Origin of the sequence: Nonomuraea jabiensis (genome assembly GCF_014204795.1) — a bacterium.
GTDB lineage: Bacteria > Actinomycetota > Actinomycetes > Streptosporangiales > Streptosporangiaceae > Nonomuraea > Nonomuraea jabiensis.
The window spans coordinates 8,585,818-8,598,068 of record NZ_JACHMB010000001.1 but is presented as its reverse complement, the minus strand read 5'-3'; the positions used below and the strand labels follow the sequence as shown (position 1 = coordinate 8,598,068).

9 protein-coding genes are annotated in these 12,251 nt (G+C 73.5%); 6 read left to right on the top strand and 3 right to left on the bottom strand.

Annotated features, from left to right (window positions below):
- Genes HD596_RS60655 through HD596_RS39150 form a run of 3 tightly spaced genes read left to right on the top strand, consistent with a single transcriptional unit; the run spans window position 1 to window position 3,585 of the window.
- On the top strand, window positions 1-249 hold the full coding sequence (locus HD596_RS60655) for a sarcosine oxidase subunit delta (RefSeq protein WP_221519715.1): 249 nt from the start codon (window positions 1-3) through the stop codon (window positions 247-249).
- Window positions 246-3,053, top strand: coding sequence for a 2Fe-2S iron-sulfur cluster-binding protein (locus HD596_RS39155; protein WP_221519714.1), 2,808 nt, complete (start codon window positions 246-248; stop codon window positions 3,051-3,053). The genes HD596_RS60655 and HD596_RS39155 overlap by 4 nt, the downstream gene beginning before the upstream one ends.
- On the top strand, window positions 3,046-3,585 hold the full coding sequence (locus tag HD596_RS39150) for a sarcosine oxidase subunit gamma (RefSeq protein WP_185074500.1): 540 nt from the start codon (window positions 3,046-3,048) through the stop codon (window positions 3,583-3,585). Before HD596_RS39155 ends, HD596_RS39150 begins: the two co-directional genes overlap by 8 nt.
- An 18-nt stretch (window positions 3,586-3,603) precedes the next feature.
- On the opposite strand, the gene HD596_RS39145 is transcribed toward HD596_RS39150, so the two are convergent.
- Window positions 3,604-4,443: a helix-turn-helix transcriptional regulator gene (locus HD596_RS39145; protein WP_246555163.1), complete on the bottom strand. Its 840-nt coding sequence runs from the start codon at window positions 4,441-4,443 to the stop codon at window positions 3,604-3,606.
- 149 nt (window positions 4,444-4,592) lie between these two features.
- On the opposite strand from HD596_RS39145, the gene HD596_RS39140 reads away from it, so the two are divergent.
- Window positions 4,593-5,384, top strand: coding sequence for an aminotransferase class IV family protein (locus HD596_RS39140; protein WP_185074498.1), 792 nt, complete (start codon window positions 4,593-4,595; stop codon window positions 5,382-5,384).
- Here HD596_RS39140 and HD596_RS39135 read toward each other — a convergent pair.
- Entirely contained in the window at window positions 5,354-6,265 is a 912-nt protein-coding gene (locus HD596_RS39135; protein ID WP_313046084.1) for a LysR family transcriptional regulator, read from the bottom strand. The genes HD596_RS39140 and HD596_RS39135 overlap by 31 nt on opposite strands.
- Before the next feature lie 191 nt (window positions 6,266-6,456).
- Here HD596_RS39135 and HD596_RS39130 point away from each other — a divergent pair, with 191 nt between their 5' ends.
- Both HD596_RS39130 and HD596_RS65125 read left to right on the top strand, forming a co-directional pair.
- Complete coding sequence (locus HD596_RS39130) at window positions 6,457-7,470, top strand: zinc-dependent alcohol dehydrogenase (RefSeq protein WP_185074497.1); 1,014 nt, start codon at window positions 6,457-6,459, stop codon at window positions 7,468-7,470.
- A 246-nt stretch (window positions 7,471-7,716) separates the two neighbouring features.
- On the top strand, window positions 7,717-10,887 hold the full coding sequence (locus tag HD596_RS65125) for a CARDB domain-containing protein (RefSeq protein WP_185074496.1): 3,171 nt from the start codon (window positions 7,717-7,719) through the stop codon (window positions 10,885-10,887).
- Window positions 10,888-10,927: 40 nt separating this feature from the next.
- Here HD596_RS65125 and HD596_RS39120 read toward each other — a convergent pair whose 3' ends face one another.
- On the bottom strand, window positions 10,928-12,211 hold the full coding sequence (locus HD596_RS39120) for an MFS transporter (RefSeq protein ID WP_221519713.1): 1,284 nt from the start codon (window positions 12,209-12,211) through the stop codon (window positions 10,928-10,930).
- Between the last annotated feature and the right edge of the window lie 40 nt (window positions 12,212-12,251).

The following is a 12,251-nucleotide window of genomic DNA, read 5'->3' as shown; positions in this document are numbered from 1 at the left end:
ATGCTGCAGATCCCATGCCCCTGGTGCGGCCCCCGCGACGAGGCCGAGTTCCACTACGGCGGGCAGGCCCACGTCGCCTACCCCGCCGATCCGGCCGCGCTGTCGGACGAGGAGTGGGCGCGCTACCTGTTCTTCCGCGACAACCCCAAGGGCCCCTTCGCCGAACGGTGGAGCCACGCGGCGGGCTGCCGCCGCTGGTTCGACCTGGTCCGCGACACCGCCACCAACGAGATCCTGGAGGCCCGATGAGGCTGTCCACCGGCGGGCTGATCGACCGCGGCGGCACGCTGCGCTTCCGCTTCGACGGCCGCGAGCTGACCGGACACCCCGGCGACACCCTGGCCTCCGCGCTGCTGGCCAACGGCGCGCGCCGGGCCGCGACCAGCGTCAAGCTGGGCCGCCCGCGCGGCATCTTCGCCGCGGGCAGCGAGGAGCCCAACGCGGTCGTCCAGATCGAGCGGCCCTTCCCCGAGCCGATGCGGCCGGCCACCACGGTCGAGCTGTACGACGGGCTCGTGGCGAGCAGCCTGCCCGGCCGGGGCCGCCTGGCGGCCGAGCCGGACCCGGCCCGTTACGACGCCGTGCACGCCCACTGCGACGTGCTCGTGGTCGGCGCCGGTCCGGCGGGGCTGGCCGCCGCCCGGGCCGCCGCCGGGGACGGCGCCCGGGTGATCCTGGCCGACGAGCAGCCCCGGCCGGGCGGCAGCCTGCTGGGCACCACCGAGCGGTTGCCCACCGGGCAGGGGCCGGCCGGGCAGGGGCCGACCGGGCAGGGGCCGACCGGGCAGGGGCCGGCCGGAGAGGGGCTGGCCGGCCACGAGTGGGCGGCGGCGGTGGCGGCCGAGCTGGAGCGCCTGCCGGACGTCAGGGTGCTGCGCCGCACCACGGTCTTCGGCTACTACGACGACAACTACCTGATGGCCGTCGAGCGCCGCACGAACCACCTCGGCGCGGCCGCCCCCGCCCACGTGGCCAGGGAGCGGATCTGGCGCATCCGGGCGGGCCGGGTCGTGCTGGCGACCGGCGCGCACGAGCGGCCCATCGCCTTCGCCGGAAACGACCTGCCCGGCGTGATGCTGGCCGGGGCCGCGCGCACGTACGCCGTCAGGTACGGCGTGCTGCCCGGGCGCCGGGCCGTGGTCTTCACCACCAACGACAGCGCCTACGAGGCCGCCTTCGACCTGGCGGACGCGGGCCTGGAGGTGGCGGCGGTCGTGGACGTGCGCCCCTCCCCCGGGCCGGCGGCCGAGGCGCGGCGGCGCGGCATCGAGGTGCTGGCCGGGCAGGCGGTCGAGGCCGCCAGGGGCGCGGGCGAGGTCTCCTCCGTCCTGGCCGGCGGGACCGAGATCGCGGCCGACCTGCTGCTGGTGTCCGGCGGGTGGAACCCGGTGGTGCACCTGTTCAGTCAGGCGGGCGGGACGCTGCGCTACGACGAGGACCTGGCCGCGCTGGTGCCGGGGGTCTCGCGGCAGAAGGTCCGCGTGGTGGGGGCCGCCCGGGGCGTGTTCACGCTGGAGGGGTGCCTGGCGGACGGCGCCGGGGAGGGCGGGCCGGTGGCCCCGGGGCCCGGGGGGACGCCGTACTGGCTGGTGCCGTCGGACGATCTCGGCGGGCACTTCGTGGACCTGCAGCGGGACGTGACCGCGGCCGACGTGCTGCGCGCCACCGGCGCGGGGCTGCGCTCGGTGGAGCACGTCAAGCGTTACACCACCGCGGGGACCGCGCACGACCAGGGCAAGACGTCGGGGCTGCTGACCTCGGCCGTGGTGGCCCACGCGCTCGGTGTGCCGGTGGGCGAGGTCGGGATCACCTCCTACCGGGCGCCGTACACGCCGGTGAGCTTCGCGGCGCTGGCCGGGCGCGACCGCGGGGCCCTGCACGACCCCGTCCGGGTGACGGCGCTGCACGAGTGGCACGTCGAGCACGGGGCACTGTTCGAGAACGTCGGGCAGTGGCGGCGGCCGTGGTACTACCCGCGCGCGGGCGAGGACATGGAGGCCGCGGTGCTGCGCGAGTGCCGGGCGGCGCGCGAGGACGTGGCGGCGATGGACGCCTCCACGCTCGGCAAGATCGACGTGATCGGCCCGGACGCGGGCGAGTTCCTCGACAGGCTCTACACGAACCTGATGAGCTCGCTGGCCGTCGGCTCGATCCGGTACGGCGTGATGTGCCGGGCCGACGGCATGGTCTTCGACGACGGCACCGTCATCCGCCTGGCCGCCGACCACTTCCTGGTCACCACCACGACCGGCAACGCCGCCGCGGTGCTGGACTGGATGGAGGAGTGGCTGCAGACCGAGTGGCCGTCGTTGCGGGTGCACCTCACCTCGGTGACCGAGCAGTGGGCGACGGTCGCGCTGGTCGGGCCGCGCTCGCGCGAGGTGCTCGCGTCGTTGGCGCCCGAGCTGGCGGTCTCGGCGGCCGACTTCCCGTTCATGACCTGGCGCGCGGCCGAGGTGGCCGGGATCCCCGCCCGGGTGTGCCGCATCAGCTTCTCCGGCGAGCTGGCCTACGAGATCAACGTGACTTCCTGGGACGGGCTCCGCCTGTGGACCGCGATCATGTCCGGTGGCCGCGTCACCCCCTACGGCACCGAGACGATGCACGTGCTGCGGGCCGAGAAGGGCTACCCGATCGTCGGCCAGGACACCGACGGCACCGTCACGCCGCAGGATCTGGGCATGTCGTGGGTGGTGTCGAAGAAGAAGCCCGACTTCGTGGGCAAGCGCTCCCACGCCCGGGCCGACACCTCGCGTCCCGACCGCAAGCAGCTCGTCGGGCTGCTGCCGGACGACCACGCCTTCCTGCTGCCGGAGGGCGCCCACCTGGTGGCCTGCGCCGAGCTGCCCGAGCCGCCGGTGCCCATGCTGGGCCACGTCACCTCCAGCTACCGCAGCGCGGCGCTCGGCCGTACGTTCGCGCTGGCCCTGCTCAAGGGCGGGCACTCGCGCCACGGCGAGCGGCTCTACGCGCCCGTGGGCGACGCCATGGTGCCGGTGACCGTCACGTCCCACGTCCTGTACGACCCCGAAGGAGCGCGTCGCGATGGTTGAGCGCAGGAGTCCGGCCGCGGCGTTCGCCGGCCGTTTCGAGGCGGCCTCGCGCGGCGGGGCTCTGACGCTGCGGGAGATCCCCTTCCTCACCCACGTCAACGTGCGGGTGGCCCCCGGGACCGACCTCGGCGTCCCGCTGCCGGTGGAGCCGAACACCGCGGTGACCTCCGGCGAGGTCACCGTGGCCTGGCTGGGGCCGGACGAGTGGCTGGTGATCGCGCCGCCCGGATACCGGCCCGAGCTGCTGCGCAAGGAGCTCGGCGAGCGGCACGGCTCGATCGTGGACGTCTCGGCGCAGCGCACCACCCTGTTCGTGGGCGGGCCGAGGGCGCGCGACCTGCTCGCCCACGGCTGCGCGCTCGACCTGCATCCGCGCGGGTTCGGGCCGGGCCGGTGCGCGCAGACCATGCTGGCGCGGGCGCAGGTCGGGCTCGTCCCCCGGGAGGACGGGTTCCTGGTGCTGGTGCGCTCGTCCTTCGCCGCCTACCTGGCGGAGTGGCTGCTGGACGCGGCGACGGAGTACGTGACGTGAGCATCGGGGCCGTCAACGTCATCGAATGCTGACGGCGGCGTCCCGGCCGGCCAGCAGCCGCAGGCTCTCCGCCGCGGCCGAGCCGGGCGGGGCGTGGTAGACGGTCAGGGACTGCTCGGGGTCGTCGGGCAGCCGGAGCGACTCGAAGGAGAGCGTGAGCTCGCCCACCAGCGGGTGACGCAGGCGCCGGGTGCCGTGGTTGCTCTCCTTCACGTCGTGCCCGGCCCACAGCCGGCGGAACGTCCCGCTCTTCACCGACAGCTCGCCCACGAGCGTCAGCAGCCGCGGATCGTCGGGATAGCAGCCGGCGTACAGCCGCAGAGCGCCGACCACGTCGGCGGCCTTGGCCTCCCAGTCCGCGAACAGCCGCCGATGGCCGGGCTCCAGGAACACCAGCCGTGCCCAGTTGCGCTCCTGGGCCGGCAGCCGGTCCCAGTCTCCGAACAGGGCCGCCGCCATCGGGTTCCAGCCGAGGATGTCCGAGCGGGGCCCCGTCACGTACGCGGGGACCCCCTCCAGGGAGGCCAGCATCTGCCCGAGCGCGGTGCGCACGGGCTGCAGCGGGGGTGGCCCGTACTTCCTGCGGTCCCGGCACTTGACCAGCCGCGTGAGGTGCTCGTGCTCGGTGTCGCTCAGCCGCAGCGCGCGCGTGATCGCCCCGATCACCTCGGCCGACACGTTGTTGCCCTTGCCCTGCTCCAGCCGCGTGAGGTAGGCGACGGACACGCCGGCGAGCTGGGCCAGCTCCTCGCGGCGCAGCCCCGGCACGCGCCGGTGCCGGTTGAAGACCGGCAGGCCGACGTCCTCCGGCCGCAGCCGCGCCCGGCGACTGCGCAGGAACTCGCCGATTTCGCTCATAACCTCCGATAGTACGCACATGATGGCGAACGAGGCTGACCCTGCCAGTAGTAGGACCAGCCGTCGTACGCGGAGCAGAGCTCTGGGCGATCCGGCCGACCTGCGGCAGGCTCGATTCCCCTGATCGCCATCTAAAGGGGGATTTTTCAATGTTCGTCGCTCAGCGCAACGGCCGTCCCGCGACCGCCGAAGAGTTGGCGCCGCTCGCCTTCGCGGGCTACGCGCATTTCACCGCCATGCAGGTGCGCGCGGGCCGGGTCCGCGGCCTCGACCTGCACCTGGAACGGCTGCGGCGCGCCTCGGTGGAGCTGTTCGGCCGGGCGGTGCCCGACGATCGGGTGCGCTCCTACCTGCGGGCGGCGCTGCGGGCCGGTCCGGCCGACGTCTCGCTGACGGCCACGGTGCATTCACCGGCGGGCGAGTTCACCGTGTCCGAGGCGGAGCCCGAGGTGCTGGTCCGTACGGGGCCGGCCGCCTCCGGCCCGGCGGGCCCGCTGGCGCTGGCGACGGTCGAGCACGAACGCTTCCTGCCCGCCGTCAAGCACGTCGGCGAGGTGGCCAAGACGTACGTCCTCCGCCAGGCCGCCGGCCAGGGCTTCGACGACGCCGCCTTCGTCGACCGCCGCGGCCGGCTCAGCGAGGGCTCGATCTGGAACCTGGCCTTCTGGGACGGCACCGCCGTGGTGTGGCCCGTGGCCGACATGCTGGTCGGGACCACGATGGCCGCCGTCCGCCGGCAACTCGATCGCCTCGGCGTCCCCCAGCGCGCCCGGGAGATCACCCTCGCCGACCTGCCCGCCCTGGCCGGGGCCGCGGTCATGAACTCGTGGACGCCGGGCGTGCCCGTCCACCGGATCGGCTCCGTGCCCCTGCCGGAGGCGGAGCCCTTCGTACGGCTGCTGCACCGCGCCTACCAGGCCGAACCGCCGGCCGCCCCCTGATCCGTCCCTTCCGCCCGGAGGTCCAGGACGTCCAGGAACGCGGCGGCGGCCGGTGAGGGGCGCAGGCGGCTCCAGATCAGGTGCTCCACCCGGGTGGGCGGGTCGCGGAGCTCGACGACGTGCACGCCGGGGAGTTCGGGCGCGAAGGCGGCGGGCATCATGGCGACGCCCAGGCCCAGCCGGACCAGCCGCGCCATGAGGTCGGCGTTCGTGATCTCGAAGGCGACCTCGCGGCTGACGCCGGCGGCCGCGAACGCCTCGTCCGACTGGGCACGCGCCGCCGTGCCGGCGGGGAAGTCGACGAACACCTCGTCCGACAGCCGCTGCAGGTCCACGCCCGCCGCATCGGCCAGGTGGTGGCCGGGCGCCACCACCGCGACCAGCTCGCCCCGCGCCAGGGCGAGCCCCCGTACGCCCTTCGGCCGCACGCTCGGCGGCAGCCCGAGGAACGCGATGTCCAGGGCGCCCTGCCGGACCTGCTCGGCCAGCTCGTCGCTCGCCCCCACGCCCAGCGTGATCCGCACCTGCGGATGGCGCACGTGGAAGGTCTGCAGCGCGCTGGGCAGGTCGACCGCGGTGACGGTGGGGATGGCGCCGATGGCGAGCCGGCCGCGAAGCTCCCCGGAGGCCGCCGCCACCTCGGCGCGAGCCCGTTCGGCGGCGTCGAGGGCCTGCCGGGCGGCGGGCAGGAACGCCTCGCCCGCGGGGGTCAGCGTGACGCGGCGGCTGGTGCGGTCGAAGAGCCGGGCGCCCAGCTCTCGTTCCAGCCGGGCGATCTGGTGGCTCAGCGCGGACTGGACGACCCGGCAGCGCTCGGCGGCACGGGTGAAGTTCGCCGTCTCCGCCACCGCGACCACATAGCGCATCTGTTGCAGCTCCACGGATCAATCGTGGGTCACGATCGCCCGGTGTGCAAAATATGCGCCGGACTCATTGATCGTCCAGAAAACTTCCGCTTTTCGGAACAGTGGTCTAGCCTTCGGAACGTGCTGGTATCTGCGCCCCGTACCGAGAAACCCGTCCACCACGCCGGCATCAGCGGCCGTCGCCCGCGGATCGCCGGAGCCCGGTAGTGCGCGCGCTGGTTCTGACCGGCCCGGGCAAGGCCGAGGTCCAGGAGGTCGAGCCGCCGGTCGCCGCGCCCGGGCAGGTGGTCGTGGACGTCGAGCGGGCCGGGGTGTGCGGCACCGACATGGAGCTGTTCACCGGCGAGATGAGCTACCTGCACACCGGACGGTCGTGGTACCCGCTGCGCCCCGGCCACGAGTGGTGCGGTCGCGTCACCGACGTGGGCGAAGGCGTGGACGCCGGCTGGCTGGGCCGCCGCGTCACCGGTGACACCATGCTCGGCTGCGGGCACTGCGAGCGCTGCCGCGCCGGCCGCCACCACGTCTGCGCCGAGCTGTCGGAGATCGGCATCAGCCTCGGCCGCTCGGGAGCGCTGGCCGAGCGGCTCGCCGTGCCGGCGACGGCGCTGCACGCGCTGCCGGACAGCATGGACCTCACGCTGGGCGCGCTGGTCGAGCCCGGCGGCAACGCGCTGCGCGCCGTCCACGGTGCCGGCCTGCGGCCCGGCGAGCGGCTGCTGATCCTGGGCACGGGTACGATCGGCCTGCTGGCGGCGCTGTTCGCCCGCTCCCAGGGGATCGAGGTCCACCTGCTGGGCCGCGACCTCGACGGGCTGCGCCTGGCCCGATCCCTGGGCTTCACGGGCACGTGGACCCGGCCGTCACTGCCGGAGCTGCGCTGGGACGCCGTCATCGACGCCTCCAACGCGCCCGAGCTGCCCGCGCTCGCGCTCGACCTCGTCGAGCCGGCCGGGCGCGTGGTCTACATCGGCCTGGCCGGCACCCCGAGCACCCTCGACACCCGCGCGCTGCTCCTCAAGGACGTCACGGCGGTCGGCATCCTCGGGGGCTCGGCCGGGCTGGCCGGGACCATCGCCGCCTACGCCGACGGCTCGGTCGACGCCCGCCCGCTCGTGGCCGCCACCGTCGGCCTGGCCGAGACCGCCGACATCCTGGCCGGCCGCCGCCCGGCCGACGCCGGACCCGGCCCGAAGATCCACATCGATCCGCGACGGTGAGCCCGGCGACCGCCCGATCTCAGGACGGCCCGGCCGCTCCCCGTTCTCGACGCCGATGGGCGCCACGGTCCCCGCGCGGGCACGATCGCCGCCCTGCTCCCGGGAGAGCCCCCGGCGATCCGGTACGCATCGAGATCCCGCAGACGTAGGGCGCGGCGGCCCGACATGAGTAGGGGTTACTCATGCGCGGGCGGCACAGAAGCCGGACGATCCTCCGCAAGGCGAACTCTCCTGGAGGAAACGACCGTGAGCTTCACACCTGGAGCGAGAACGTGGCGCCGGCGGCTCGCGTTCGGGGCGATCGGCGCGCTGCTCGCCGCATCGATCCCGGCCCTGACCACGCCCGCCGCGGCGGCGGCGGCCCCGAACATCGGCCTGACCTTCTCCATCGACTACCTCCGCCAGCTCGAGAACCCCGACGACGGATTCCTCGGAGACGGGGGCGACGGGGACTACTACCCGAAAGTCAGGATCGCCGACGGGCCGCTCGAGGAGGGCCCGCGGATCGAGGACGACGAGTTCTCACCCAAGGGCCTGCCCGAGGCGCCCAACGGCTGGGTCTTCACCAAGTCGGACCTGCCCGGCGACAAGCCGACCGTGAACATCACCGTCAGCCTGTGGGACTGGGACAACGGCCTGCGCACCAACGACGACAGGATGGACATCAGCCCTCAGCCCCAGGACGTCGAGCTGGACCTCGTCTACGACCTCCGCTCCGGCTCCCTGTCGGGGGACGGCATCGTCTTCGGCACGCCCTGCATCGACACCTCCGGCGAGTTCAGGGGCAAGACCTGCGTCGAGGGCAACGGCGACAGCGGCTTCCCCGAGGACAACGACGGCAGGAAGGCCAGGATCGGCATCACGGTCACCACCGACCTTCCCGACACCGACAAGGACGGCATCCCCGACATCATCGAGCTCTCGGGGATACGCGACCGCAGCGGCGCGGTGCTCGCCGACCTGCCGGCGCTGGGCGCCGACCCGTGCCGTAAGACGATCATCCTGCAGGTCGACTACATGGCCGACGCCAGGCACACCCACCAGCCCAAGGCCGCCGCGATCGCCCTGGTCAGGGACGCCTTCAAGAACGCTCCGGTCCGAGCGGCGAGTCCGTGCCCGTACGGAGCGCGCCCTGACGGCGTCGACTTCGTCTACATCCCGGGCGCGCGACTCACCGAACAACCGGCCATCGGACTGGTCAACGACACCGAGTTCGTCTCCGCTCGCAATGACCACCTCCCCCACGAGCTGTCCCTGTACGCGCACTATGCGATCTTCGCGCACGACCTCATCGTCACCGGCACGAACGGGAGCAAGGCTTCCCCGGGGACCTCAGGAGAGTGCTGCGAGCCCCAGAGGGACAACAACAAGGACTTCCTCGTCACCCTGGGCTCGTGGCGGACCACATGCGTGGCGGACTTCGGCGTCGACTACGGCGGCGACGGCGTCCTGCAGACGAAGCCGGCGGGCGACGACAAGACGGTCGGCACAGCGATCAAGGTAGGCGACGACGGCACCTGCGACACCACCAGCGCGCATCGCACCGACCTGCAGGTGCTCGATACCACCACGGGCAAGGCCGACGCCGAGGTCGGCACCGTTCAGGACCAGGCCGGCACCCTCATGCACGAGCTCGGGCACGCGCTGGGCCTGGCCCACGGCGGCGACACCGGCGACGACAACTTCAAGCCCAACTACCTCAGCGTCATGAACTACTTCTTCCAGTCGGGCATCCCCAACAGCCCGCCGCCCCTGCTCGTCAACGACATCGGGGTCTGGAAAACCGGGGCGACCCGCATCGGGTATTCGACCGGAAAGCTTCCCCCGCTGTTCGAGACCTCACTCATGGAGAGCAATGGGATAGGCGACGGCACCGACTACACGTTCTGGACGACCGACAACCTCGCCCACCCGGGCAGCTCCGTCAGGCCCTGGCGGGCGGGGATCGGCAACGGACCGCTCAACTGGAACGACAACACCACTCCGGGCACCGGCGCCCCGATCATCGACTCGACCTCGGTGAGCGTGGACATCAACGGCAGCGGCGGCAAGAGCATCCTCCCCCTCACGGATCACAACGACTGGGCGGCCATCAGGTTCCGGGCCGGCGACTCGCCCGACAGCAAGGGGAAAGCCTGCAGCAACTACCCGGTGACCGCGCCGACCTGCACCGGCGCCGGCGGCGCTCCGGAGAACGAGCTCGACTTCCCCATGGTCCTGCGGCAGGAGATCTCCTTCTTCAACCAGTACGATCCCGACCTCGCCACGACCAAGAGCGTCGACAAGCGCGACGCCGAACCCGGCGACACCCTGACGTACCAGGTGAAACTCGACAACGTCGGCACCGGCGCGGCGACGGCGATCGGCCTGACCGACACCCCGCCCGGCGGCCCGGCCCAGACGCGCCAGGTCCCCTACCTCGGCGCGGGCGCGTCCACGAACGAGGCGTTCACCTACCCGATCCCCTGCGACACCGCCAACGGGACCGTCCTGGCCAACACGGCCACGGCGACCGCCAAGGACGCCGGCGGCGGAGCCGAGGCGAACACCGCCAACAACACCGCCAGGGCCGAGACCACCGTGCACGCCCCGAAGCTCACCCTGGCCAAGACCGCGCCGCGGACGGTCAACGCGGGCGAGGCCATGACGATCGACCTGAAGGTCGCCAACGCGGGCAGCGGCACCGCCACCGGCGTGACCCTCACCGACACCCTCCCGGCCGAGGTCGCCTACAGCCGGGCCCTCGACCAGGGCACCGGGCCCAAGCCCTCGTCGGTGACCGCCAACCCGGACGGCACGACCACGCTCACCTGGTCGCTCGGGTCGATCGACGGCGGCGCGACCTCCGGGGTGCGGTTCACGGCCCGGCCCAGCCTGCTGTTCGCCGCCGGGAACGAGCTGCCCGACGCCGCCTCGGTCGCGTACCGGAACGGGAACGGGTGCGTCTACGAGCCCGTGACTGCGACGGCCTCGACCACCGTCACCGAGGTGCCGCCCACCCGTGACCCGTGGCCGCAGCTTTTCTGGCAGCTCCACCCCGACCGGCAGAGCGCCGAACTCCTGGCCCGGATCCAGGCGACCGACGCCCGCTTCGACGGTGCCGACGGCTCGGCCCCGGACGGCGCGCTCACCCGGGCCGAGGTGAACGCCGTCTTCGCCCTCTCGATCAGTGAGCCGGATCTCCTCCGGGCCCAGCTGCTGACGACCTACCTCAACCTCGCCGACCGGCGGATCAACGCGGCGACGAAGATCTCCTCGCTGGTCGCCGCCGCTTTGGAGCTGAAGTCGGTGGCCCAGGCCGCCCGCCACGCGCAGGCCACGCTCCTGCTGCCGGACGACCTCGCACACCTGCTCACGTACACCAAGGCGACGACCGTACTGACTGAGATCAACCTCAACCTCAGCGAACGCTACTGAGCCGGCCGGCCCGCCGCGGCATCCCGCGGCGGGCCAGGTCTCAGTCCCGCGTGCGCCACCAGGTGACGAGCACGCCGCCGGCCAGGACCACGGCCGCCACGACGCGGTAGCCGGCGCTCATCCCGTACGTGGCCATCACCGTGCCCATGACGGCGACCCCGACCGCGCTGCCGAGCTCGCGGGTGGCGCTGTTGAGCCCGGAGCCGAGCCCGGCCCGCTCGCGCGGCAGCGCCGCCATGATCTCGTGCGAGAGCACCGGCAGGCACACCCCCATGGCCGCACCCATGACGGCCAGGCCGGCCGCGTACACCGGGTACGGCAGGGCCGCGTCCGCGAACGACAGCAGCACCAGCCCCGCCACGATCCCCGCCAGCCCGGCCGGGACGGCCGGCCGCGCGGGCAGGCGGGCGGACAGCCGCGACAGGACGATCATGGGGAGGACGAGCGGCACGATGGCCACGCCGGTGACCAGCGGCGAGAAGCCCTTGACCTCCTGCAGGAAGCGCGCGTTGACGAAGAACATCGCGAACAGCCCGAAGAACGTCACCGCCACGCCCAGCGTCCCCGCCCGCAGCCGCGGGAGCGCGAACAGCCGGGGGTCGAGCAGCGGCCGGGGCGCGCGGAGCTGGTGCCCGACGAAGACGCAGAACAGCACGGCCGCCGCTCCGAACGCCGACAGCACGAACCCGCTCCCCCAACCGTCCTCGGGCCCCTCGATGACCCCCGCCAGCAGCGCCACGGACGCGGCCGTGAGCAGCACCGTCCCCGGCAGGTCCAGCGGGGTCGACGCCAGGCGGGGCGCCCGCGGCACCAGCACGGCGACCAGCACGGCCAGCACCCCGGCCAGCAGCACCGGCACGCCGAACAGGGCCCGCCACGGCAGGTACTCCATGACCGCGCCGCCGCCCACGTTGCCCACCACCCCGGCGGCGCCGGTGGCGGCGGTCCACGCGGCCACGGCGTGCCCGCGTTCGGCGGCCGGGTAGACGCCGACCGTCAGGGCCAGGGAGGCGGGCATCACCAGGGCCGCGCCGGCGCCGCTGACCGCCCTGGCGGCGATCAGCGTGCCGACGTCCGGTGCGAGCGCGGCCAGCAGGCAGCCTGCCGCGAACACGCCCAGGCCCGCCAGCAGCACCCCCTTGCGGCCGAACCGGTCACCGGCCGCTCCGGCGGGGATGAGCAGGCAGGCGAAGACGATGACGTAGGCGTCCACGATCCAGAGGATCTGGGACGGTGACGGGCGCAGCTCGCTCGCGGCGAGCGTGGGGATGGCGAGGTTGACGGCGGCGACCAGGGCGACCGCGAGGATCACGGAGGAGGCCATCAGGGCCATGATCCGCGTCCGGGCGGGATGACCGGTCTCT